23 protein-coding genes are annotated in these 24948 nt (G+C 46.3%); 11 read left to right on the forward strand and 12 right to left on the reverse strand.

The annotated features are described in order from the left end of the window. Positions 1 to 10: 10 nt before the first annotated feature. A complete protein-coding gene (locus OCU77_RS02175) occupies positions 11 to 1276 on the reverse strand; it encodes a GntP family permease (protein ID WP_048899254.1) in 1266 nt (421 codons plus the stop codon). Between the two features lie 178 nt (positions 1277 to 1454). Then, the gene (locus OCU77_RS02180) at positions 1455 to 2597 is read right to left on the reverse strand and encodes a sugar diacid recognition domain-containing protein (RefSeq protein ID WP_048899255.1); all 1143 of its coding nucleotides are present in this window, start codon (positions 2595 to 2597) and stop codon (positions 1455 to 1457) included. Positions 2598 to 2704: 107 nt separating this feature from the next. On the opposite strand from OCU77_RS02180, the gene OCU77_RS02185 reads away from it, so the two are divergent. The 6 genes from OCU77_RS02185 (at position 2705) to OCU77_RS02210 (ending at position 8888) form a co-directional block, all read left to right on the forward strand. Beyond that, the gene (locus OCU77_RS02185) at positions 2705 to 3073 is read left to right on the forward strand and encodes a YacL family protein (protein ID WP_107302987.1); all 369 of its coding nucleotides are present in this window, start codon (positions 2705 to 2707) and stop codon (positions 3071 to 3073) included. Positions 3074 to 3261: 188 nt separating this feature from the next. Beyond that, positions 3262 to 3600 carry a P-II family nitrogen regulator gene (locus tag OCU77_RS02190; protein WP_048899256.1) on the forward strand — a complete coding sequence of 113 codons (339 nt, stop codon included), beginning with the start codon at positions 3262 to 3264 and terminating at the stop codon, positions 3598 to 3600. 34 nt (positions 3601 to 3634) lie between these two features. Continuing rightward, the gene (locus tag OCU77_RS02195; RefSeq protein WP_048899257.1) at positions 3635 to 4864 is read left to right on the forward strand and encodes an ammonium transporter; all 1230 of its coding nucleotides are present in this window, start codon (positions 3635 to 3637) and stop codon (positions 4862 to 4864) included. Between the two features lie 194 nt (positions 4865 to 5058). Further along, positions 5059 to 6072: a Fe(3+) ABC transporter substrate-binding protein gene (locus OCU77_RS02200; protein ID WP_048899258.1), complete on the forward strand. Its 1014-nt coding sequence runs from the start codon at positions 5059 to 5061 to the stop codon at positions 6070 to 6072. 150 nt (positions 6073 to 6222) lie between these two features. After that, entirely contained in the window at positions 6223 to 7851 is a 1629-nt protein-coding gene (locus OCU77_RS02205; protein ID WP_048899259.1) for an ABC transporter permease, read from the forward strand. Further along, entirely contained in the window at positions 7851 to 8888 is a 1038-nt protein-coding gene (locus tag OCU77_RS02210; RefSeq protein WP_048899260.1) for an ABC transporter ATP-binding protein, read from the forward strand. The genes OCU77_RS02205 and OCU77_RS02210 overlap by 1 nt, the downstream gene beginning before the upstream one ends. Before the next feature lie 118 nt (positions 8889 to 9006). Here OCU77_RS02210 and OCU77_RS02215 read toward each other — a convergent pair whose 3' ends face one another. Continuing rightward, the gene (locus OCU77_RS02215) at positions 9007 to 9615 is read right to left on the reverse strand and encodes a TetR/AcrR family transcriptional regulator (protein ID WP_048899261.1); all 609 of its coding nucleotides are present in this window, start codon (positions 9613 to 9615) and stop codon (positions 9007 to 9009) included. A 227-nt stretch (positions 9616 to 9842) separates the two neighbouring features. On the opposite strand from OCU77_RS02215, the gene hpt reads away from it, so the two are divergent. Beyond that, on the forward strand, positions 9843 to 10376 hold the full coding sequence (gene hpt / locus OCU77_RS02220) for a hypoxanthine phosphoribosyltransferase (RefSeq protein ID WP_048899262.1): 534 nt from the start codon (positions 9843 to 9845) through the stop codon (positions 10374 to 10376). Between the two features lie 73 nt (positions 10377 to 10449). On the opposite strand, the gene can is transcribed toward hpt, so the two are convergent. Beyond that, positions 10450 to 11106, reverse strand: coding sequence for a carbonate dehydratase (gene can / locus OCU77_RS02225; protein ID WP_048899263.1), 657 nt, complete (start codon positions 11104 to 11106; stop codon positions 10450 to 10452). Positions 11107 to 11259: 153 nt separating this feature from the next. On the opposite strand from can, the gene OCU77_RS02230 reads away from it, so the two are divergent. Together OCU77_RS02230 and OCU77_RS02235 are read left to right on the forward strand one after the other, a co-directional pair. Further along, positions 11260 to 12189 (forward strand): ABC transporter ATP-binding protein, encoded by a 930-nt coding sequence (locus OCU77_RS02230; protein ID WP_048899264.1) that lies wholly within the window; start codon positions 11260 to 11262, stop codon positions 12187 to 12189. Continuing rightward, the gene (locus OCU77_RS02235; protein WP_048899265.1) at positions 12186 to 12956 is read left to right on the forward strand and encodes an ABC transporter permease; all 771 of its coding nucleotides are present in this window, start codon (positions 12186 to 12188) and stop codon (positions 12954 to 12956) included. The genes OCU77_RS02230 and OCU77_RS02235 overlap by 4 nt, the downstream gene beginning before the upstream one ends. Before the next feature lie 98 nt (positions 12957 to 13054). Here OCU77_RS02235 and panC read toward each other — a convergent pair whose 3' ends face one another. The 8 genes from panC to thpR all read right to left on the reverse strand — a co-directional run bounded on the left by panC (position 13055) and on the right by thpR (position 19818). Beyond that, positions 13055 to 13942, reverse strand: a complete 888-nt coding sequence (panC, locus tag OCU77_RS02240) for a pantoate--beta-alanine ligase (RefSeq protein WP_107302986.1) — start codon at positions 13940 to 13942, stop codon at positions 13055 to 13057. A 9-nt stretch (positions 13943 to 13951) separates the two neighbouring features. Beyond that, entirely contained in the window at positions 13952 to 14746 is a 795-nt protein-coding gene (gene panB, locus OCU77_RS02245) for a 3-methyl-2-oxobutanoate hydroxymethyltransferase (RefSeq protein ID WP_048899266.1), read from the reverse strand. Between the two features lie 25 nt (positions 14747 to 14771). Further along, the gene (gene folK, locus OCU77_RS02250) at positions 14772 to 15257 is read right to left on the reverse strand and encodes a 2-amino-4-hydroxy-6-hydroxymethyldihydropteridine diphosphokinase (protein WP_048899267.1); all 486 of its coding nucleotides are present in this window, start codon (positions 15255 to 15257) and stop codon (positions 14772 to 14774) included. Then, positions 15254 to 16636, reverse strand: coding sequence for a polynucleotide adenylyltransferase PcnB (gene pcnB / locus OCU77_RS02255; protein WP_048899286.1), 1383 nt, complete (start codon positions 16634 to 16636; stop codon positions 15254 to 15256). The genes folK and pcnB overlap by 4 nt, the downstream gene beginning before the upstream one ends. 88 nt (positions 16637 to 16724) lie before the next feature. Further along, positions 16725 to 17627, reverse strand: coding sequence for a tRNA glutamyl-Q(34) synthetase GluQRS (gene gluQRS / locus OCU77_RS02260; RefSeq protein ID WP_048899268.1), 903 nt, complete (start codon positions 17625 to 17627; stop codon positions 16725 to 16727). Between the two features lie 209 nt (positions 17628 to 17836). Then, on the reverse strand, positions 17837 to 18286 hold the full coding sequence (gene dksA, locus OCU77_RS02265) for an RNA polymerase-binding protein DksA (protein ID WP_048899269.1): 450 nt from the start codon (positions 18284 to 18286) through the stop codon (positions 17837 to 17839). A 132-nt stretch (positions 18287 to 18418) separates the two neighbouring features. Continuing rightward, on the reverse strand, positions 18419 to 19126 hold the full coding sequence (gene sfsA / locus OCU77_RS02270; RefSeq protein ID WP_048899270.1) for a DNA/RNA nuclease SfsA: 708 nt from the start codon (positions 19124 to 19126) through the stop codon (positions 18419 to 18421). Beyond that, the gene (thpR, locus tag OCU77_RS02275; RefSeq protein ID WP_048899271.1) at positions 19123 to 19818 is read right to left on the reverse strand and encodes an RNA 2',3'-cyclic phosphodiesterase; all 696 of its coding nucleotides are present in this window, start codon (positions 19816 to 19818) and stop codon (positions 19123 to 19125) included. The genes sfsA and thpR overlap by 4 nt, the downstream gene beginning before the upstream one ends. A gap of 73 nt (positions 19819 to 19891) precedes the next feature. Here thpR and hrpB point away from each other — a divergent pair, with 73 nt between their 5' ends. Together hrpB and mrcB are read left to right on the forward strand one after the other, a co-directional pair. Beyond that, on the forward strand, positions 19892 to 22360 hold the full coding sequence (gene hrpB / locus OCU77_RS02280) for an ATP-dependent helicase HrpB (RefSeq protein ID WP_048899272.1): 2469 nt from the start codon (positions 19892 to 19894) through the stop codon (positions 22358 to 22360). A 161-nt stretch (positions 22361 to 22521) separates the two neighbouring features. Beyond that, on the forward strand, positions 22522 to 24930 hold the full coding sequence (gene mrcB, locus OCU77_RS02285) for a penicillin-binding protein 1B (RefSeq protein WP_048899273.1): 2409 nt from the start codon (positions 22522 to 22524) through the stop codon (positions 24928 to 24930). Positions 24931 to 24948: the final 18 nt, after the last annotated feature.

A 24948-nucleotide genomic window follows, 5' to 3' on the forward strand; every position in this document is an offset into this window, starting at 1 on the left:
CTATAAGCCTTTAAACGAAGAAGCCAAATACACCGAAGATAAGGGTTGAAACAATAGCTATCATCAAACCCACGGCTGATTCATACGGAATCAGTTTTAAACGTTCTTTAATATCCATGTGAACAGCACCGCCTGTCGCATGGAAGAAGCTACCGTGTGGCATGTGGTCCATAACAGTTGCGCCAGCATGAATCATGGCTGCGCCTGCTAATGCTGGCACGCCTAACTCTAAAATAGTGTGACTAAAGACGCTGGCAGCCACGGCAGTACCTGCCGTCGTTGATGCTGTTGCCAGTGACATCATGGCACCTGAAATTGGTGCAAGTAGGTAAGACGGTAGACCAGAAGCGGTTAGCACATCAATTAAACCCGCTTTTAAGCCAGAGTTAGCGATAATACCAGCCAGTGTACCTGTACCTAATAGCATCACAGCAACAGGCGCCATGCGATTTAGGCCAGAAACAGCGAAGTGGTTGGTATCACGAAAGCGTCCCATCACCACAGCGCCAATTAGGCCGCCAAGAGGTAGCGCGATCAATGGGTCGACATTAATGCCCGCGATTGGACGTAGTGCCAGCAGTGCAATGGCAACGAGCGGTGCCACAATGGCTGCACTGAATTTAGGTAAACGGCTATGATCCACCGCCACGACTTCGTGCTCTTGAACCTTGCTGCCTTTATTCACTAATTTTTTTGCAATGAAGTAAGCGAAGACCATACCGCATAGGCCAGGAATGACACCCGCCGCCATCACTGAAGTGAGGGGGACGTTGAACGCATCAGAAGCGGCAATGGCATTTGGGTTAGGAGACATTACGTTACCGGCTTTACCACCGCCGATCATCGCCAGCAAAATTGCCATTTTTGAGAGATCTGCACGGCGAGCAATCGCCAATGCGATAGGCGCAACAGTAATAACGGCGACATCGACGAAAACACCGACCGCAGTAAGGATCATTGTCGCAACAGCCAAAGCCAGTAGCGCACGGGTTTCACCGACTTTCTTAACAATCGTTTCAGCAATTGAGGTTGCTGCGCCTGATTCAATCAACACGCCAGCTAAAACACCAGCCGCCAAAATACGCAGTACCGCAGTAACAATGCCTTGTGCGCCGCCAATCATTAAGCCAACGGTATCGGTGAGAGATACACCACCGACGATACCACCAACCAGTGCACCAATGATCATACCGTATGCAGGTGGGACCTTACGTAAAATAAGGGTGATGGCGACAATAAGCGCAGCGAGTGCGCCGAGGGTGGATACTTCTACCATAATGATGCGTCCGTACAAGGGCGATGAGGTACATGCCTATCGCAAATTTTAATAAACATAGGGAGGTTTTGTTGGAGGCTACTCTAATCAGTCTGTATGGAATTAGCTTTAGGCAGGCGACCAAATTATCTAGCAGTAAAAACCTCGCATTTTGTGCGTTTGCACAAAATGGAGGTTTTTAGCTATGATTTAACACTGCAAGGTACAGGCGGGTTTTATCTTGTATGTTATTGATATTTAATGATGTTTCTTGTTCTATTTTTTCTAGCCGATATCTCAGCGTATTACGATGAATATGGAGTTGTTGGCAGGTTTGAGCTAAATCACAATTTTGGACAAAAAATGTCTTTAATGTTTTTAGTAGCACACCACGAGGGTCATTGGCTTGCAACTTTTGTAGTGGTGCACACAGCTGTTCGTGTCGCCAAGGATCATTTTTTAACCCACTGAGTAGTACAGGCAGCATGTAATCCTGATAAAACAAAATATTGTTATCGGCAATATCCGCATCCATAGTTGCCTGTGCTGTGAGGTAAGACTTAGCCAGTCCTTGCAGGGTAGGGAAATACCCGCCTAACGCTATCTTGATGGTAAAATCATGATCTTGTGCAACCCGCTTCATCAATTTTTTGGCTCGCTGTAATTCAGCTTGTTTTGACCAATCATCGCTGTCTAGTGTGATTGGCTTGAGTACCACGACTTCGTTGAGTGACACGGACACTATCCCAACTAAATTATCGCGCTCAGGGTGCTCCAGTAAGTGGACAACTTGTTGTAAATGTTCAAGTGACAGTTGCAGCCCTTTCGTCGGGAATACTTTGACTATTGCTGCAATGCGTGGCTGCGCTAAATCGAGGTTAAGGCGCTCAGCCATCGCGGTAAGTTGACTTTCGTTGAGCTCGCTCCCTTTGATGAGCTGTAACACTAACTCTTCACGGTGGCGCTTATCCCACTGAATTTGTGCCATTAGTGCAGCCTGTTCAACGATAAGTTCAGCCGTCATTTTGACTAACTCAGCGTATTTCTTCACTTCATCGGGAATACCAGAAATACCGATGACGCCGATCACTTTATGGTGAAACAAGATCGGTAGGTTGATCCCAGGTTTCACGCCTTTGAGTTGATTGGCGGTCGCTTGATCAATTTCAACAACACGGTTGTCGTTGATCGCCAAGATGGCGCCTTCATGGCGTTGATTGATACGGGCTGGATCGCCAGAGCCAATAATGCGGCCTTGTTCATCCATTACATTCACGGAATAGCGAATGATCTTCATGGTGCGCTCAACAATTTGTCGAGCAATAGTGGCATTGAGTTGCATTCTTGTCTGATTTCCTGAAAATGTGCCATCGGCAGCACCGATCAAGGTGTGAACCTGATAGGTAGCAAGAAGCCATATTGTACGCATGGTTAAAAAAGAGGATAGCTATGGATTACGAATTTAAAAAAAATACCTTAGATGGTAGCTATCATGCGGTATTTTCCATGGGTCATGAAGCCCTTGGACGTTGGTTGATTGAAGAGATAGGCAAAGATTTTGCCAAGATGGATTCGATATTGGCACAAATTGGTGCATTAAAGAATAGTACCCAAGAATGGCGTCTGATTGGTGATGAGCTAACGTTGAGCTTACAAGATAATGAAGCTTTGATTCAAGCTAACTTCTTGTTTTCAGAAGACGATGATGAGTATGAAGAAGATCTTCACCTGTACGATGAAGAGAGCATGTCATTATGTGGTTTTGAAGACTTCACTTTGGTACTGGATGCATGGCGAGCATTTGTGACCCGTTTTTGAGCAATAAAAACCGAACTTAGCGAGCTGCATAGTTTTAGTGAAAAAGCCGCACCTTTTTGGTGCGGCTTTTTTTATGGTTACGGTTTTGCGTTAATTAACTTGTTGATAGATAAGCATTAAAAAAGTTGGCACGTTGATTGTTTATCTTTGTATGTACGCAGCAGCATTCAATGTTTAAGGAGCAAGCAATGAAACTAATTAATGCGATTATTAAGCCATTTAAGCTCGATGATGTCCGTGAAGCACTCGCCGATGTCGGGGTTGAGGGAATGACCGTATCGGAAGTGAAAGGCTTTGGTCGCCAAAAAGGGCACACCGAGCTGTACCGTGGCGCAGAGTATCAAGTGGATTTCTTGCCAAAAGTGAAGCTGGAGATAGCGACACAGGCTGAAAACTTGGATGCAATTGTTGAAGCGATAGCCAATGCAGCGCAAACCGGCAAAATCGGTGACGGCAAAATTTTTGTTTACGATTTAAATCATGCTGTGCGTATTCGTACCGGTGAAACAGATATTGAAGCGCTTTAAATAATTAGGTTAACGGTGATTAGGGGATAGAACCATGGAATTATCAACCACAGTAACTGAGTTGCGTTATGCGCTCGATACTTTTTTCTTTCTAATGTCAGGGGCATTAGTGATGTGGATGGCAGCAGGTTTTGCCATGTTAGAAGCGGGGTTGGTTCGCTCTAAAAATACCACAGAAATCTTAACCAAGAATATTTGCTTGTATGCTATCGCATGTACCATGTACTTAATTGTTGGTTATAACATCATGTATGTCGATAACGGTGAAGGAGGCTGGTTGCCTTCTATTGGGATGCTGATCGGCAGTCAAGCAGAAGGCGCGGATCACTCATTAGAATCCGACTTCTTCTTCCAAGTGGTATTCGTGGCAACTGCGATGTCAGTGGTATCGGGTGCTGTGGCTGAGCGTATGAAATTATGGTCGTTCCTCATTTTCTCAATCATTTTGACGGCCTTTATTTACCCAATGGAAGGTTATTGGACTTGGGGTGGCGGCTTCTTATCGGAAGCGGGTTTCAGTGACTTTGCGGGTTCAGGCATTGTTCACATGGCAGGTGCGGCAGCAGCACTTGCGGGGGTTATCTTACTCGGAGCGCGTAAAGGTAAGTACGGTAAAAACGGTGAGGTCTACCCAATTCCTGGTTCAAACATGCCATTAGCGACTTTGGGAACTTTCATCTTATGGTTTGGTTGGTTCGGTTTTAATGGCGGCTCGCAACTTATGGTATCGGATTTTGAAAATGCGACTGCGGTAGGGCAAATCTTCTTAAATACCAATGCTGCGGCAGCTGCGGGGGCTATTGCTGCACTGGCTGTGTGTAAAACGACGTGGGGCAAAGCGGATTTAACCATGGTACTTAACGGCGCATTAGCTGGGCTAGTGGCGATTACTGCTGACCCATTATCACCATCGCCGTTGGCAGCGGTAGCCATTGGTGTTGCGGCTGGCGCATTGGTTGTCTTTAGTATTATTGGCTTAGATAAAATTAAAATTGATGATCCAGTAGGAGCAATTTCCGTTCACGGTGTGTGTGGCTTCTTTGGCTTGATGGTGGTGCCTTTTAATAATATCGATGCCACATTTGGTGCACAGTTGTTAGGTGCTGTGGTTATCTTTGGTTGGGTGTTTGGTGCGAGCTTAGCGGTATGGGCAGTACTAAAAGCCACGATGGGAATTCGTGTTACCGAAGAAGAAGAGCTGGAAGGTATGGACACCCATGATTGTGGCGTCGATGCTTACCCAGAATTTGTTAGCGTTAAATAATAGACGACTAAAATGTGGGCTAACTAGGAAACCAATAACATATATTCAGTTCACATCTTTTAAAGCGCTGCCCATTAGGCAGCGTTTTTTTTGTGTTTAATTGTTTCAGCCGAGTTGTGTTGCCGAAGTGTTGCAGTATAATTAATCGCATTGATAACTGTTATCATTTTACTTTGCGTTAAAGGGATGAATGAATGAAAAAGCTGTTAGCTTCGGCAATTTTCTGTGCTTTGGCAGCACCACAAGTGGCAACTGCTGCTGAAGAAGTGAATGTATATTCTTACCGTCAACCTTTCCTTGTTGAGCCTATGTTCAATGAATTTACGAAAGAAACGGGCATTAAAGTTAACGTTAAGTTTGCAAAGAAAGGCTTATCAGAAAAGCTGCAACAAGAAGGTGAATACAGCCCTGCAGACGTTATCTTAACAACAGACATTAGTCGTCTCGTAGAGTTGGTGAACAAAGATCTTGTTCAACCGGTTGATAGCAAAGTAATTGAAAGTAACGTGCCTGCTCAATACCGTGATAACGACGATGAGTGGTTTGCGCTAACATTGCGTGCTCGTAACGTGTATTCATCTCGTGATCGTGTTGGTCGTTTACCTGCTGATTTTGATTACGCGAACCTTGCAGATCCTGAGTGGAAAGGCAAAATTTGTACTCGTTCAGGTAAGCACCCTTACAATGTTTCTTTAGTCTCTTCAATGATCGCTCACCACGGTGAAGCTGAAGCCAAAGAATGGCTAGAAGGTGTAAAAGCGAACCTTGCTCGTAAGCCACAAGGTAATGACCGTGCACAAGTGAAAGCGGTTAAGGAAGGTCTATGTGATATCGCGATTGGTAACAGCTACTACCTAGGTAAAATGGTAAACGATGAAAAACAAAAGTCGTGGGCTGAAGCGGTATACATCAACTTCCCAGGTCAAAAAGCCAATGGTACACACGTTAACGTGAGTGGTATGGCAATGGCGAAGTATGCACCAAACAAAGAAAGTGCACAGAAGCTGATGGAATTCTTAACGGCTGATAAAGCACAGCAAATGTATGCAGAAGTGAACTACGAATACCCAGTAAAAGAAGGCGTTAAGCGTTCTGAGCTTGTGGCATCATGGGGTGACTTCGATGCAGATAAACTTTCATTAGAGAAAGTGGCGGAATACCACAATGCAGCGATCAAACTGCTTGATGAAGTGAAGTTTGATCTGTAATTGCAATGCAATAAATGGGGCGTAAGGCCCCATTTTTGTTTTGCGCCAAGTTTATTTCTAATCAGCTATGATAGCGTGCTACATAGACGAATGAGGAATCATACGTTAGTAAATTAAACAGTCTGATTGAGATGTGCTAAGTAGTTGGCAATGAAAGATAAATTTATATTCTGGCGAACCAGCAGTTGGGGGCTTTCCCTGCTGCTGGTTTTGCCTATTTTGGCGATCTTCGTGACCGCTATGGGTGAAAGCGACGATGTGTTTGCGCACCTGCTAAATACTGTAATGGGGACTTACACTGCTAATACTTTTTGGCTGGTGGTAGGGACGCTATTGCTGGCATTGTTGTTTGGTCTGCCTTCGGCATGGATCATGGCAATGTGCCGTATACCTGGGGAAAAGGTGTTGCAGTGGTTATTAGTGCTGCCATTGGCCATGCCCGGTTATATTGTTGGTTATATCTATACCGACTGGTTTGACTATGCTGGCCCTATTCAAATTTTCCTCCGTGATTCCTTTGGCTGGCAGTCTGTTCACGATTATTGGTTTCCTGATATCCGTAGCTTAGGTGGAGCATGTTTTGTGCTTGCCTTAGTGCTTTATCCTTATATTTATTTGTTAGCTCGTGCAGCCTTTATGGAGCAAAGTGTTAGCTTGTTGCAGTCCGCTCGCTTACTACGTTGCTCGCCATGGGAAAGCTTTCGTCGCATTTCACTGCCGTTAGCACGCCCTTCGATAGCAGTCGGCATGTCGTTGGTCGCGATGGAAACCTTGGGTGATTTTGGGACCGTGAGTTACTTTGCGGTGAATACGTTAACCACGGCGGTGTATGACACTTGGCTGGGATATTCCAACTTAAATGCAGCAGCCAAGATTTCAGCCATTATGCTGGTCGTGATTTTTTTATTGATCAGTGCTGAGCGCTTTAGCCGTCGTAAACAAAAGCTGTTCCAGCAGCAGTTTGAACATGGTGATGATGTTCGCTATACCTTAACCGGTACCAAAAAGTGGCTGGCGATGATGTGGTGTTGGGGATTGGTGAGTTTAGCCTTTATTTTTCCTATTCTTCAGCTTGGCTATTATGCATTTCACTACTTTGCGGAAAGTTGGACGACGGAGTTTCAACAATACAGCATTAACAGTTTATTTGTGTCGATTGTGGCTGCGGTGATCGCAGTCTGTGTCGCCTTAGTGGTTAACTTTTACTGCCGCTTGGATGGCCGCTCAAAAACAGCGATTCCATTGCGTTTATCATCATTGGGGTATGCCGTACCAGGTACGGTTCTTGCGATTGGGGTTATGATCCCACTGACATCAGCTGATCATATGGTGAACGATTTAGCCCGTGATTGGGGGCTGGGCCGCCCAGGACTCATATTCTCAGGCACTATGGTCGCGATTATTTTTGCTTTTGTGGTGCGGTTTGCTGCTGTTGCCATTGGTAGTGTTGAAAGTAGCCTAGCGAAAATTCCACCTTCGTTAGATATGGCCTCGAAAACCATGGGTTTTGCTTCAACAGCTATGCTGCGCCGTGTGCACTTACCCCTTATTCGTCGAGGTTGTTTGATTGCTGGGCTATTGGTGTTCATTGAATCGATGAAAGAGCTTAATGCCGCCTTACTGTTACGCCCATTTAATTTCGAAACTTTAGCCACTTATGTCTTTAACTTTGCATCTGATGAGCAGCTTGAATTAGCGGCATTGCCGGCAATTTTATTGGTGGTAGTTGGCTTGGTCCCATTGGTGATGGTTAACCGTTCTTTGGAGCAAAAACACTGATGAGTTATGCATTATCTGTTCAAGACCTGACATGCCGTTACAACGGTCAGGCTGTCTTGAAGAATTTATCCTTGCCAGTAGAGCAAAACGAGATTGTATGCCTGCTAGGGGCGAGTGGTTGTGGAAAAACGACACTACTAAAAGCGATTGCTGGTTTGTTGCCTTTGGATAGCGGTACCATGCATATTCAAGGGCGAACGGTTGCTGATAGCACGACTTGGCTCCCCCCTGAGAAACGCAATATTGGGATGATTTTTCAAGACTATGCGTTATTTCCGCATTTGACGGTAGCAGAGAACATTGCTTTTGGGTTACGTGATTGGGATAAATCTCGCACAGAAAACAAGATCAGTGAAATGCTGGAGTTAGTGCATTTAACTGGGCTTGATGCGCGTTACCCACACCAGCTTTCTGGCGGCCAGCAGCAGCGTGTAGCAATTGCACGTGCATTGGCGTGTGAGCCGGATTTAATTTTGTTGGATGAACCGTTTTCAAATATTGATACACAGGTTCGTCATGGCCTGATCAAAGACATTCGTCGTATTTTTAAAAAGCAGGGGGTAACAGCGATCTTTGTTACTCATAGTCGTGAAGAAGCCTTTGCGTTTGCGGATCGTATGGCGGTGATGAATAACGGTGTGATTGAGCAGTTTGGCACCTCGACTGAGCTTTATTACCGTCCGAGTAGTCGTTTTGTGGCCGAGTTCTTAGGCAGCAGTTCGTATTTACCAGCAAAAGTACAACAGGGGTGTCTTGCGACTCCTTTAGGTGAGGTGGCATTAGCGGCCAGCCATCCATACTGCAACGAAAGCAACGTTGAGTGGCTATTACGCCCGCAAAATCTGAAGGTGAAGCCTGATGAAGGTGGTGAAAGCGTGATCGTTGAACAGCAGTTTATGGGGGATAGTTGCCGTTATACGGTGGACCTGCAAGGTCACCGTTTGGTGGTGAATTCAAATCTATTGCTGCAAGTTGGGGAAAGAGTCTCTGTGATGGTCGAGCCTCATGAGCCGGTATTGTTTGCAGCAACAGCGTAAAGCTTGACCGCTTTTAATGTGTGTAGATATAAAAGAAGCCGATACGATTAAGTATCGGCTTTTTGCATGTTAATACGAGACATAGGATGAGGCTCGTAGTCATTTACCATTCGCTTGGTTATGCCTGGTGGTAAATATTTTTGAGGTATTGATCTGCTTGTTCGCGCATTTGTGCTTGATCAGGGTGCAGGTTGGTATGCAGATAAAGCACATAGCAGATACCATGCAACAGGCCGCCCAATTCTTTAGGATCGCGTTCTGCGGTGATTTCACCATTTTCGATAGCGTCTGCAAACATATCAGTGATTTGCTTCAAGCTCTGCTTATTACCTGTAATGAAGTGTGGCCAAATATCGTCACGAACAGAGGTACTCCATTCGAACCAGACTTTAATCCAATCTTTTTGATCAATAACGGCATCGATAAGATTATGTGAAATGCAGGTTAGACGCGCAGATAAGGTCTTATTTGGCTCGCCTAAGCATTGGTTCAGAAGTTGATTAAACTGGTTTTCGACTTGTGAGAGCACTTCTTCAACTAGCGCTTCACGGGTTGGAAAGTAATTAAAAACGGTCGCGACAGAAACGTTAGCCATCTCTGCGATATCGGCATGACCAGCACGACCAATACCACGTCGTGCGAAGACATCTAGAGCATAATCGAGCAGCTGTTGTTTACGTTTTTCTGGCGACAGACGCGTACGCGTTTTTTTAGTAATTGTATCCATATTAGCTTAAATCCCTAGCCTAAGTATTTATAAAATATATTTATTTGTATTGTTCAATAACTGTACAGGAGCAACTAATCGGGTTCAAACGAGTTTTGGCTTAAGTGTGTCGTATAATTGACACTATTGATAAAATAACGTTTGCGTCGAAGGAGTGGTACAATGCGCTCCTTTGTGATGGTTACCTACAGGCGGCTTTGCTTGCAGTCGTACTGATGGAGAGAAAGATGAAGCATACAGTTGAAGTGATGATTTCTGAGCAGGATGTTCAGGCGCGTGTTAAAGAGCTAGGAAAGCAAATTACCGAGCACTACAAAGATTCAGACAATTTGGTTATGGTAGGCTTACTACGTGGCTCATTTGTTTTTATGGCTGATTTAGCACGTGCTATCGAGCTGCCACACGAAGTTGATTTCATGACTGCTTCTAGTTACGGCAATGCGATGGAAAGTACGCGTGATGTTCGCATCCTAAAAGACTTAGACGATGATATTAAAGGTAAAGATGTTTTACTGGTTGAAGATATTATCGATACGGGTAACACTTTAAGCAAAGTTTGCGAAATCCTATCTATCCGCGAGCCTAACTCGATCCGTATTTGTACCCTGCTAGACAAGCCAGAGCGCCGTGAAGTGCATGTGAACGTAGATTGGTTTGGTTTTACCATCCCAGATGAGTTCGTGGTAGGCGTGGGTATTGATTATGCACAAAAATACCGTCACTTACCGTACATCGGTAAAGTGATCCCGCTAGAAGGTTAATAACCGATAGCGAGTGTGAAAAAAGCGACCTGAGGTCGCTTTTTTTGTTTCTGTGGTGCCATTTTTATGTGGTTTACAGATCGACCCCAGGCAGGATAGAGGACATCGCCGCTTGGTAGTTGACCTCTAATGATTCACGGCTGGTAGATGTCATACCTAAATCACGGAGAACACCGTTGTTAATGCCGTAGATCCAACCGTGGATCTTCACTTTTTGGCCGCGCTCCCATGCTTGCTGCATAATGGTGGAGTTGCCAAGGTTGTACACCTGAGAAGCCACGTTGATCTCACATAATTTATTGTCACGTTCTTCTCGCGGCAAAGCGCCGATATCAGAGCGGTGCTTTAAATACAGATCACGAATGTGTAGGAGCCAGTTATTGATTAAGCCCAGTTGTGGGTTCTCAATAGCAGCAGTGACACCACCACAACCGTAGTGGCCACATATAATGATATGGCGGACTTTCAGTACGTCGACTGCATATTGCACTACCGAAAGACAATTTAAGTCGGTATGGATAACTTGGTTAGCCACATTACGGTGAACGAACAGCTCACCGGAATCGAGGCCGGTAAGGCGCTCAGCAGGAACACGGCTATCAGAACAGCCAATCCAAAGGTATTCTGGGTGTTGTGCTTTTGCTAAGTGGGTAAAAAATTCTGGAGTTTCATCCTTGATATTTTCAGACCAAGAGAGGTTGTTTGCGAATAATTGCTTAATATCTGCCATGACTGTGCCTTCTTTGATACATTCCCTACTATACACGTACTTGACTGTTAGCAAATCGGAGTAGTTAGCTAAAGCCGTTAGTTTTTATTTATAATTTTATCAGCTGCTTCGACGAGCAAATGTTGTAATTTTTTAACACAAAGAGCGCATTAGATGAACGCTTTAGAAATAAAAAATGTAAACAAAACTTACAAGGGTGGCGTTAAGGCATTGAAAAATATGAGCCTTAATGTTGAAGCTGGCGATTTCTTTGCCTTGCTTGGTCCCAATGGTGCAGGTAAATCGACAACGATAGGCATCATTAGTTCCCTGGTGAATAAGACATCAGGGGAAGTAAAAGTCTTTGGCTATGATTTAGATCGTGAGGTGGTGGAAGCAAAAAATCACCTTGGTTTAGTGCCGCAAGAGTTCAACTTTAATCAGTTTGAAACGGTTGAGCAGATCATTATTAATCAGGCTGGCTACTACGGTGTTGAGCGTGATGTCGCCAAAGAGCGCACCAAAAAATACTTAACCCAACTGGATCTATGGGAGAAGCGGCATGAACGTGCGCGTAACCTATCTGGTGGTATGAAGCGTCGTTTGATGATCGCGCGTGCGTTAGTGCATGAACCTAAGTTATTGATCCTTGATGAGCCGACCGCAGGGGTCGATATTGAATTACGTCGTTCTATGTGGGCATTTCTTCGCAAGATCAATGAAGAAGGGGTGACGATTATTCTGACGACGCACTATTTAGAAGAAGCGGAAATGCTGTGTCGTAATATCGGCATTATTAATCATGGTGAGTTGGTCGAAAATACCAGCATGAAAGACTTACTGAGTAAGCTTGAGGTGGAAACCTTTATCCTTGATGTCAACTTGAATGGTAATAAGCCGGAATTGGGCGAGGTCAAATGGCGAATGCCAGATAACCATACCTTAGAAATTGATATCCAAAAAGGAATGGGGTTAAACAGTATCTTCACTCAACTAACAGCGCAGGGTATCGATGTGCTTTCGATGCGCAATAAAGCCAACCGTTTAGAAGAGCTCTTTGTCACGCTCGTGGCGCAAAGTGAAACTCAAGGAGCGCAATCATGAGATACCAATATTGGATCGCTTTTAAAAGCTTGATCAGTAAAGAAGTTAACCGTTTTGCGCGTATCTGGGTACAAACCTTAGTGCCACCCGCAATCACTATGACGTTGTATTTCATCATTTTTGGTAGCCTGATAGGCAGCCGTATCGGTGAAATGAATGGCTTTAGTTACATGGAATACATAGTGCCAGGCTTGATCATGATGTCGGTGATCACCAACTCGTATTCGAATGTTGCCTCGTCGTTTTTTAGTGCTAAATTCCAGCATAACATTGAAGAGTTACTCGTTGCTCCCGTACCAAATTACATCATTATTGCTGGGTATGTCGGTGGCGGTGTCTTGCGTGGGCTAGGGGTTGGCTTCATTGTTACCATGGTTTCTCTGTTTTTTGTGGACCTGCAAATTGCGCATTTAGGGGTGATTATCGCAACCGTATTGTTGACCTCAATCGTGTTTTCATTAGGCGGATTGATCAATGCGGTGTATGCCCGTACCTTTGATGACATTAGTATTATTCCGACTTTTATCCTCACGCCATTAACCTATCTCGGTGGGGTGTTTTATTCGATTAGCTTGTTACCTGAATTCTGGCAGGGGGTATCAAAATTAAACCCTATTGTTTATATGGTTAATGCCTTCCGTTACGGCTTTTTGGGTGTTTCTGATGTGGGTATAGGTACTTCATTTACCGTATTAGCCGTTTTCATTCTTGGCTTATACAGTTTTGCATACTACCTAATTTCGCGCGGGATTGGTCTGCGATCTTAGTTGAGCGTTTGTCGCTTTAGAGCGCACAATAAAAAAGCCCGCTTATCCACCTTCGTAAAGGCAAGGATAAGCGGGCTTTTTAACGGCTTGAGTAACTGTTATTCAGCGGCTTCTGGTGCTGTTGCAGCAGGTGCTGGCGTTAACTCAACCACTTGGTTATCGATCAGGCGTGCTTTACCTAAGTGTGCAGACATCAAGATAACCGCTTGTTTGGTATCTTCACCAACAGGCTGCAATGTTGCTGCATCACGGATATAGCTTTCATCAGGCTGAAGACCTGCTGCACGAAGTTGATCATTCGCATCAACGACTAGCTCTGAGTAATCGGTGCGGCCGCCACGCATTTGGCTGCTGATCCAACGCATAGTACGAGCCAAGACTGGCGCACGCTGACGTTCGTCAACGGTTAGGTAACCATTACGAGAACTCATGGCTAAGCCATCCATTTCACGTACCGTTGCCACGCCAATGATTTCGATATCCATTGCCATGTCTTCAACCATTTGGCGGATCAATGCGAGCTGTTGGTAATCTTTTTCACCAAAGCAAGCAACGTCAGGTTGTACGATGTTAAAGAGCTTAGTCACTACGGTTGACACGCCACGGAAGTGACCTGGGCGTAGTGCGCCCTCAAGCATTTGTGATAATCCAGGTACATCCACAGACGTTTGGCGATCCAAGCCTTGTGGGTACATAACATCCGGTGTTGGTGTGAAAACCAGATCAACCCCTTCACCATTCAGCTTAGTGAGATCCTCATCTAAGGTGCGTGGGTAGTTGTTAAGGTCGTCTGCTTTATCAAATTGCATTGGGTTAACAAAAATGCTTACCACAACCACATCAGCATGTTCACGTGCTTTGCGAACTAGAGTCAGGTGGCCTTCATGCAGATTGCCCATAGTGGGAACAAATGCAATACGACGCCCTTCACGACGCCATGTACGTACTTGCTCTCTAATTGGACTAATCTCATCGAATGTCTGCATTGTTATTCCTTACTCAAAAGTATGCTCAGAACCTGGGAAAGTTCCTGCTGCAACCTCTTCAATATAGCGGGTTACAGCTGCACGCATTTCACCGGTTTCTGTTAGATAGTTCTTTGAGAAACGCGGAATGTAATTAGCGGAAATGCCGAACATGTCGTGCATTACCAAGATTTGACCATCCGTTACGTTACCTGCACCAATACCAATAACCGGTACTTCAACCGCTTTGGTTATACGCTCGGCAAGGCTTGCTGGTACGCATTCAAGTAAGATGATCTGAGCACCCGCATTTTTCAGCAGAATAGCATCTTTTACCATCTGCTCAGCGTGGTCGGAGTCACGTCCTTGCACTTTGTAACCACCAAAAATGTTGACTGACTGTGGCGTCAGACCTAGGTGAGCACAAACGGGAACGGCGCGTTCCGTTAATTTCGTGACGGTTTCGGCAAGCCAAGCGCCACCTTCCAGTTTGACCATGTTAGCGCCAGCACGCATTAGCTCTGCTGCACTCTCACAAGCTTGTTCTGGGGTGCTATAACTCATAAATGGCATATCAGCCATTAGCAGTGAGTTTGGGCTACCAGCGCGTACACAGCGAGTGTGGTAAGCAATATCAGCAACGCTGACAGGTAGCGTATCGGGCTTGCCTTGTAATACCATGCCTAATGAGTCACCAACAAGCATGACAGGCATTTCTTGTTGCTCAAACAGTTGAGCAAAACTTGCATCATACGCAGTGACAGATGCAAACTTACGACCTTCTTGCTTCCATTTCATCAGGTCGTTAATTGTTACCTTTTTCATTATCTCTCCCTCTTTCCCCTGAGGGTTAGTCTGCCCAAATGGCCAAACCATTACGGTCTACGTCACTCAGTAAAGTCTGTAATACTGTGTAATCCGGTAGTACCAAATCAGGGGCTATTTCAGCTAGTGGATAAAGTACGAATTCACGCACTTTCATTCCATAGTGTGGAACGGTTAATCGTTCACAGTGATGGATAAGATCACCGTACAAGATGATGTCAAGATCCAAGGTTCTTGGTCCCCAACGTTCTTCTTTGCGCACACGGCCATGCTCTAACTCAATAGCTTGGGTGCGATCGAGTAGCGCTAATGGTGATAAAGTGGTATCGACAGCAACAACCGCATTGATGTAATCGGGTTGATTTTGTGGCCCCATCGGGGTGCTGCTGTATAGCGATGAAGTAGCAACAACCTGAATATCAGGTTGCTGCTTTAAGATTTCAATCGCACTTTTTGCTTGGGCAACAGGCTCACTGAGGTTGCTGCCGATCGCAATGTAAGCTCGGATCATGATGATTTAGCTTGTGGTTTACGACGACGCTGCTGAGGCTTACGGCGGCGTGGACGGCGGCTGCCGCTACCATCGTTAATTTGCTGCACCATCTTATTACGGTTGATGTTGTCACTGTGTTGGAAGTCATTCCACCACTGTGCCAATTCACGCACGTCATCGCCTTCAAAGTTGCTACGCATCTCAAGGAAATCGTAAGCCGCACGGAATTTTGGATGTTCCATGGCTTTGAATGCGCGCTTGCCAGTGCGACGCGTAAAGCGAAGCTGCTGCTGCCAAATATCACGTACTGTCGTCGTGTGACGGCGTGGAATCGCAATGGTTTTTACCTGCTCATCCAAGATGTCGTTCGCCGCTACCATGAAGGCATCGTAATACGATAGGCCACTGGTGATGGCAATCTCTTCGGCGCGCGTTGTCATTGGATACCACAGCATAGCGGCATACATGAAGGCTGGGTTTACACGCATATCTTTAGCAATACGCTTGTCGGTGGCCTTCAAGATGAATGCAATCATTTTCTCGGTATCGCTGCTTCGATCTTCTGTGAAATGTTCACTTTGGATAGGAAACAGTTGCTGGAATAGATTGTATTCACGCAGAATTTCGTAAGTTGCGTAACCTTGGCCTGATTGCAGAAGCTTCAAGCTTTCTTCAAACAGACGAGCCGCAGGAATATCACGCAATAATGTCGACAGCTCTTTAATGGGTGCTGCCGTGCGCTCTTCAATGGTCATATCCAATTTCGCTGCGAAGCGTGCTGCACGTAGCATACGTACTGGGTCTTCACGGTAGCGTGTTTCAGGATCGCCAATTAAGCGAATGATACGGTCTTCAAGATCTTGTACACCCTTGGTGTAATCGCTGATCGAGTAATCATCAATGTTGTAGTAAAGCGCATTGACCGTGAAGTCACGACGCTCGGCATCTTCATCGATTGAACCGTACACATTATCGCGCAGTAACATCCCTTCCTGGTTTTGAGCAGAAACGGGTTGTTGCTTTTTATTGCCTGTTTGTGGGGCGGGTTTTGCATCTGAGTGGTGGCCACGGAAAGTCGCCACTTCAATAACATCACGGCCAAAGAGAATGTGTGCCAAGCGGAAACGGCGACCAATTAGGCGGCAGTTACGGAATAGCTCTTTGATCTCTTCAGGTGTCGCATTGGTCGCGATATCGAAATCTTTGGGTTGCTTGCCAAGTAGAATATCACGTACACCACCGCCAACAAGATAAGCGTCAAAGCCTGCCTTATTTAAGCGATAAAGTACTTTCAGCGCATTTTCGCTGATGTCTCGACGTGAAATGCCGTGCTCTTGGCGTGGAATAATTTGCAAGGTTAGGTCCTCGGTAGTGCGAGTACTGTTCTCAATATTCAATACCTTACGGCAAAAGCTGGCGACTCGATTAAAGATAATACACCCCATTTTCGTGCATCGGATTCAACAAACAGCCGCATATCATATATCACAGCTCATCATTTTTGAATGCTAGTGTGATAGCGGTCGATTTTGGCAACGCATTATGTTGCCAGTTCTGGACACCCCAATCGAGAATTTCAGCTAGGCTTGCTTGGCTGAGTTCTGCGGGGGGCGTCATGGCTAAAAATCGCATCGCAGCCAGTAACGTTGGCTTGGGCTGTTGTTTATCAATGGCGGGCGCATGATTTTGTTTCGACAGCTTGTTGCCATTCTCGGTAACGGCCAGTGGTAAATGCAAATAGCGCACTTCTGGCTGATTTAATTGACGGTACAAGCCAATTTGACGGCCTGTCGGTTCAATTAAATCGGCACCGCGAACAATTTCAGTGACACCTTGCTCAATATCATCAAGCACCACCGCGAGGTTGTAAGCAAAGAGCCCATCGCGACGGTGGATAATAAAGTCTTCTTGCGCCAGCGAGAGTGGGATCTCGATACGGCCATGTAATAAATCATCGAACTCGGTAATAGGCTGATCGACTTTTAAACGAACAGCACAGCCTTGAGCTGATAACTGCAAATCTCTACAGGTGCCAGGGTAAAAACCACCAGCGGCCTTAATTTGTTTACGCGTACATTGACAGTAATAAGCGTGATGTTCGCTTAACCACTGGTCAATCTGGGCTTGATAAGCTTCATGGCGCTGGCTTTGGTACATGATGCCACCATCCCAGTATAAGCCGTAAGCTTCCAAGGTACGGAGAATATCATCAGCAGCACCTGGCATTTCACGTGGTGGATCAAGATCCTCCACGCGTACTAACCATTTCCCTTGCTGAGATTTTGCTTGTAAATAGCTGCCAAGGGCAGCGACGAGCGAGCCAAAATGCAAAGGTCCTGATGGCGAGGGCGCAAAGCGTCCTACATAGCCTAGTGTTGTACTTATCATGCGTTGCTTGGTATTACCAAAGTAGTTATATCTAAATGAACAACTATCTGATCATTTTCCTTGCAGCTTCATACAGAGATAAGAAGAAGCAAAGAAAATCAATCACATACTTATTCAGATTGATATAAGCGGTATTGAATGTTTGAGTGGTTATAAATGAAAGAGGGAGCTAATGCTCCCTCTTCACAGTGATTGAAATACGTTACGTATTAGCCAGCCATCTGTTTTTCTTTGATCTCTGCCAGTGTCTTACAGTCGATACAAAGATCAGCTGTTGGGCGAGCTTCAAGACGGCGGATACCAATCTCGATGCCGCAAGAATCACAGAAACCAAAATCATCATCTTCGATACGTTGAAGCGTTTTCTCGATCTTTTTGATCAGTTTACGTTCGCGGTCACGGTTACGAAGTTCAAGGCTGAATTCTTCTTCTTGAGCTGCGCGGTCAACAGGATCCGGGAAGTTAGCCGCTTCATCCTGCATATGGTTCACAGTACGATCAACTTCTTCTCGAAGTTGGTTACGCCACGCTTCAAGAATGACTGTGAAGTGCTTTAGTTGCGCTTCACCCATGTATTCTTCACCAGCTTTTTCCTGGTATGGCTCAACCCCAGCAATAGCCAGGATGCCTAGCGATTTTTTAACGTTGCTCTCTGGCATATAGCATCTCCTAATATACCTAATAACCGTCACTGGTTAATTTTGGGCGGTATCTATAGCAGAAAGGGGTATTGGTGGCAATTGCTGCATATATTCAATTTTATACCATTGTGAAGAAAGCATCATTTTTCACTACGGATGACTAAATTCTATACAAGTATGCAATTCGATATCATGCTGGCTTAACTTAGCTTTATAGCTGATGATTTCGACGCCTGCCTTTTCTGCTTCTTTTATCAATTGATGATAGTTCGGGTCTATATGGTGTGCTGCTGCCACATTTTCAATCCCTGAGTGCAAAATAGCGAAAAAAAGTACGGCACGTTGCCCGCTCTGCGCGACTTCCATCAATTCTCTTAGGTGTTTCTGTCCACGCGTGGTGACAGCATCAGGGAAATAACCTTGGCCATTTTCCAGTAGTGTCACGCTCTTTACTTCAATATAGCAGGCTGGTTTAGAATCATCCTCTAAGAGAATATCTATCCTGCTGTTTTCACTACCATACTTAACTTCAGTTTTAAGTGATGAATAACCGCGTAATTCTGTGATAGCACCCTTATTTATAGCTTCGGTGACTAACTTATTGGCTTGTGCCGTATTCACACAAATCCAATCGCCCGCCAGTGTGTGGGTCAGTTCCCAACTATTGGGGTATTTTCGCTTGGGGTTATCCGATGTGGAAAACCATACAGTACTGCCCGGTTCGGCACACCCTGTCATTGCGCCAGTGTTGGCACAATGGATAGTACGGATTTCACCATCAGGCAACTTTATATCGGCTAAAAAACGTTTGTAGCGCTTGATCAGCAGTGCAGATTGGAGCGGTTGAGCAAATTTCATTCGGCGTCCTGTTTACTCTTTTTTATTTGTAATGGCCATTGATGCAAGCAGCGATAGTGCACCTGAGGTGGGTGGTTTGATCCTTGAAGATCGGTTTGAGACTGCTTGGCTTGAAACTGTTCTGAAATATACAGGCCAAAGTGCTGAAAGTGAAAAGAGAATATCCCTTGCTCGTATTGACGATCCAGTATGACTTGCGATGAAGGAGGAACCTGTTTACGCAAGGTAATGTGAGGAACATACGTCCTATCGAGTTGATGGACGCCTGCCGCTTTGGCTATTTGTTGCAGTTGGCGTGCTAAATCTAGCAAGTGGTTGGACGCCTGATGCGTACCTAGCCACAACATGCGGCTTGATGGCCAGTAGCCGATATGATCAAAATTCAGCGAAAAAGCCGGTATGGTGATTTGGCTTGCTTGCGCGAGTAAGAATGCTTTTTGCGCTGGTGTGATATTGCCCAGAAAAGCCAAGGTGACATGCAAGTTTTCCTCTGGAACGCAGCGGCCTAAATCTAAGGCGTTATTGGTGGTTTCGCTGGTGGCTGTTGGAAAGCAGTGCTGATGGAGCGTTTGATTAAAGTGACAGAGTCGGTGGAAGGGCGTTTTCCTGCCGTTGTTTGGCGAGTCGAAGGGATCGACAAGCGTATGATCAATACCGAGTGCAAAAAAGAGTCGTTCAGTTGGTTTGTGCATTTGACCTCTGTAGTCGGTGCCATACAATGATGGCTCATGCCCCGTAATTCAATCATGACACAAGGTTTTTACATTGTCACAGCTGCCTATCGACGCCGTTATTCCCGATCTTCTTCGTCAGTTGACCACGCATTCACAATTGATCTTAAAAGCGCCACCAGGGGCCGGTAAATCAACCCGTTTGCCATTGATGCTGCTTAAAGAAGCCGCCGTTGATGGCAAAATTGTGATGTTGGAGCCGCGCCGTTTGGCAGCACGCAATATTGCGAACTTTTTAGCTGGGCAGCTAGGCGAAAAAGTGGGAGAGACGGTTGGCTTACGGGTGCGTGGTGAAACCAAGGTCAGTGTGGCAACACGGCTAGAAATCGTGACCGAAGGGGTCATGACACGCATGCTGCAACAAGATCCAGAGCTGAATGGTATCAGCTTACTGATTTTTGATGAATTCCATGAGCGCAGTATTCATGCTGATACCGCGCTGGCTTTCGCGCTCGAAGTACAAGAAGCTTTGCGTGATGACTTACAGTTGCTGGTGATGTCGGCCACACTTGATGAGCAGGCGCTAACTGAATTATTGCCGCAAGCGAGTTACACCGAATCCCTCGGCCGTTGTTTTCCTGTTGAATACCGCTATCAAGCGATTACCGATGATCGAGATTGGTTGGTGGGTGTTGAGCGTGCCGTTGTGCGTTTATTACAACAAGAAACAGGGTCGATGTTGGTGTTTTTACCTGGTGCGGGTGAGATTAAACGCTTAGCAGAGCGCCTGACTGACTCAGTAGCGATGGATACGGTTATCTGCCCACTCTTCGGTCAGCTTAACCCTAAACAGCAGCAGCAAGCCATTCAGCCTGCCTTAAAAGACCAACGTAAAGTTGTGCTTGCTACCAATATCGCTGAAACCAGTTTAACCATCGAAGGTGTTCGCTTGGTCGTGGACGCAGGTTTAGAGCGCATTGCCCATTGGGACCCCAAAACAGGCATCAGTCGCTTAGAAAAGGTCAGGATCGCGCAGTCGTCAGCTGAACAACGCGCGGGACGAGCGGGGCGCTTGGAGCCTGGGGTGTGTTTACGCTTGTACAGTGAAGAAGCACTCTCTCGTCAACCTGCGACCCCTCAGCCCGAGATTTTACGGGCTGACTTAACTGCACTAGCAATGGAACTTGCCCAATGGGGCTGCCAAGATGCCGCCGATCTTCATTGGCTCGATACCCCACCCACAATTAATTTGCGTCAATCGCAGCTTTTATTACAACAACTCGGAGCGTTTGATGAAAGGCTGCAACTTACCGAACGTGGTATACAGATCCAGCAACTCGGGGCTGACCCTCGCCATGCTGCAATATTAGCGTTTGCCAAACAGCATGATACGACGGCGAAGATCACAGCTGCGATGTTGGTGGCATTGTTGGAAGAGCCACCGCGTGGCCATCAGAACCCAGATCTGCACTTTCAATTGAGCTTATTAGAAAGCGGTAAGCTGGCACGTGCATCGCAATACTTGCAACGTGCACAGCAGCATTACGCCAAGCTTGATAGTAAGACAGTGACCCGTTGGCAGCTGAGCCGTGATTGGCTTGCGCCTTTGTTAGCGGCGGGTTTTCCTGACCGTATTGCTTTATCACGCAGCGGAGATGGTCGCTATCAATTATCGAATGGACAAGGCGCGATGCTATCGCCGGATGAACCACTGGCCGATAGCGATTTGCTGGTGGTGGTTGATGTCGTGAAAACACGTCAGGGGGATAGCCGTATATTTTCTGCCGTGTCTGCTGACAGTGATCACTTACATTCGTTATTGCCTCATTTATTCTGTGAGCGTGAATGGCTGGATTGGGATGATAAGAAAGGGCGTTTAACCGCAGAAACCCATTGGTGTTGTGGGAAGTTGATATTGAAACGCCAATCCCAAGGTGAGCCTGATACCGCCAAAGCCAGTGAAGCGTTATTGAATGCCGTGATCCGTAAAGGGTTGAGTGTTTTAAATTGGAATACAAAGGCTGAAAGTTTGTTAGTACGTGCTCGCTGTGCAGCGCAGTGGTTACCAGAACTGGAACTCCCTGCGATGGATGAGCCAAGTTTGTTAGCGGATGCACAATCTTGGCTTCTGCCTTATATGGATGGCATGAAGACATTGAAAGCCTTGGCGAAATTAGATGTCGCTCAGGCTTTAACGGCGCGATTAGGCTGGGATAAAGCTCAAGCTCTTGATATCGCCTTACCAACCCATTACCAAGTCCCGACGGGCTCGCATTATCCGATCCGCTATCAGTTGGGTCAGCAGCCAGTGCTTGCGGTGAAGTTACAAGAGATGTTTGGTGAAAAGCACTCGCCTCAGTTAGCGAATGGCAAGGTGTCGGTGGTGTTAGAGTTATTGTCGCCTGCGCAACGTCCGTTGCAAATTACTCAAGACTTAGCAGCTTTTTGGCAAGGCTCATACAACGATGTGAAAAAAGAAATGAAAGGGCGATATCCGAAACATCCTTGGCCGGATGATCCTGCAAACCATGAGCCGACCAAAAAAACGAAACGACACTTGTGAAGCGACGGTAAAGTTTAGGCTAAGATGCCTACCAAGTTGCAATACATAAGTACAAGACAGACTCGCACACCCAAAAGAAAGGCTGCTATTTTCTCTTTTATATCACCATAAATAGCAGCGTGTGAGTGCGAACCCGTGGCATAAACCAAAGTTGAAATAACATGATGAAGTTACCGATTCGTGAGGCTGCACAAGCCCCTCGAAGTGGCCCCAAACGTAAAGCGCCTGCGAAAAAAGCCCCTGCGAAAAAGGCGACGACTAGCAAGCGTACTCCGCGAAAAAAAACGACGCGCAAGAAACGTAAGGCGCAATCAAGCTGGTGGCGTAAGCTGTTGGGCTTTGGCGTTAAGCTCACCATAGTGGTGTTTGCTGTGGTGCTGATGGTCGGGATCTACCTTGATACTGTGGTGCAAAATAAATTCGACGGTCAGCTCTGGAATTTACCCGCGGTTGTCTACGGCAGGGTGCTAAACCTTGAGCCGGGCCAAACCATCACGATTGATGAAGTGCGTCGTGAGCTCGACTTACTGCAATACCATAAAGTGCGCTCGCCACAGCGTGTGGGTGAGTATTCATCATCATCGACACGGATTGAAATGATCCGTCGCCCGTTTGAATTTGATAACGGGATGGAAGGTAAACGTCATGTGATGCTGACTTTCGACGGTAATAGCCTTAAGAGCATCCACGAAGTCGCGTCTAAGCGCCAGCTAGGCTATATCCGCATCGAGCCTAAGATGCTAGGGATGATAGGGGCGACAGGGCGTGAGCAACGGATGTTCTTACCGCGAGAACAGATCCCAGAAGTCTTAGTCGATGCCTTGTTGGTGACCGAAGATCGTGACTTCTATCAGCACGATGGCGTATCTCCACTGGCGATTGTGCGGGCCTTATTTGCCAACCTAAAAGCAGGGCGTACTGTACAGGGCGGAAGCACCTTGACTCAGCAGTTAGCTAAAAACTTGTTTCTATCCCAAGAGAAAACCTTGTGGCGTAAGTTGCGCGAGGCCTATATCGCATTGATCTTGGATTATCGCTACAACAAAGATCGGATCTTAGAGGCCTATTTAAATGAGATTTACCTAGGTCAAAATGGTGGCAAAGAAGTCCACGGCTTTGCCTTAGGTGCACGTTTGTACTTTGGCCGTCCACTGCAAGAGCTGAGAATCGATCAACAGGCCTTGCTGGTGGGGCTGGTGAAAGGCCCGTCGTATTACAATCCATGGCGTAATCCTGAACGTGCTCGTCAGCGTCGTGATCTTGTGCTGCGCTTGATGATGGACAATGGCATTTTAGACGGTAAGCAATACGAGCTAGCAGCATCGCGTTCGCTGGATGTACAAGCGAAACCGAGGATCTCGACACGTCAGCCTGCATATTTTCAGCAGTTGCAGCGTGAATTAAAAGAAAAAGTTGGGGATAAGTTTACCCCTGGAGTGGGTTTACGCGTCTTCAGCACCTTGGATCCATTGTCGCAGCAAGAAGCGGAAAAAATGGTCGGTGCTATGGTGCCGCAATTGAACAAAAAAGCAGGTGTGAAGGTTGAAACTGCTATGGTGGCGGTTGATCGTGTCAGCGGTGAAGTACGTGCCATGATTGGTGGTAGCCGCCCCGGCTATGCTGGGTTTAACCGCGCACTGGATGCAAGCCGTCAAATTGGTTCCTTAGTGAAACCCGCCGTTTATTTAGCGGCACTGCGCCAGCCAGAACGTTTTACCTTAGCCAGTACCATAGATGATAAACCTATCATGCTAAAGGGCAGCAAAGGCAACAATTGGAAGCCACGTAACTATGACCGCAAATTCCGCGGGCAAGTCCCGCTGTATTACGCGTTAGCTAAGTCGCTAAATGTGCCTACGGTGAATCTTGGTATGGCCGTTGGCCTCAATGATGTGATCAAGACTATGGAGCAGCTGGGGGTTGATCGTAACGAAATTCCAAAGTTACCGTCGATTCTATTAGGGTCGTTTACGTTAACCCCATTTGAAGTGACTCAGATGTTTCAGAGTATCACCAGTGGTGGGCGCAGAGCTGAATTAACCGCACTACGCTCGGTGGTGGATCTGCAAGGTATCCTGTTGTATCAAAATTATCCGAAGGCGAGGCAGGTTGTCCCTCAACAAGCGGCTTGGTTAACCACTTATGGGATGAAGAATGTGGTCAGCCAAGGCACGGCACGTTTCCTTCAACCTCAGTTTGGCTGGGCAGCATTGGCGGGTAAAACCGGTACGACGGATAAAAACCGCGATAGTTGGTTTGTTGGTGCTGATGGGCGTGAGGTCGTGACGATTTGGGTGGGGCGTGATGACAATAAGCCTGTCAATCTAACGGGATCATCGGGTGCGCTGCGTATGTACAGCCAATATATGAAATCACGTCAACCGGAACCTTTGCGTTTGGCATGGCCGAGTAAGGTGTCGACCGCGAAATACCACCGTCAGCCTGACGGTACGCTAGGCTTTGATTGCCAAGGTGAGCAGTCACTACCTGTGTGGGACGACAAAGGCCAGCTAAAGGCTCGTTGTGAAGCTGGCGCTGGGGGCTGGGTTAAAGATCTGTTTGCTTGGTAAGTCGCTGTAAAACGATAG

It is taken from the genome of Photobacterium swingsii, from assembly GCF_024346715.1.
Lineage (GTDB): Bacteria > Pseudomonadota > Gammaproteobacteria > Enterobacterales > Vibrionaceae > Photobacterium > Photobacterium swingsii.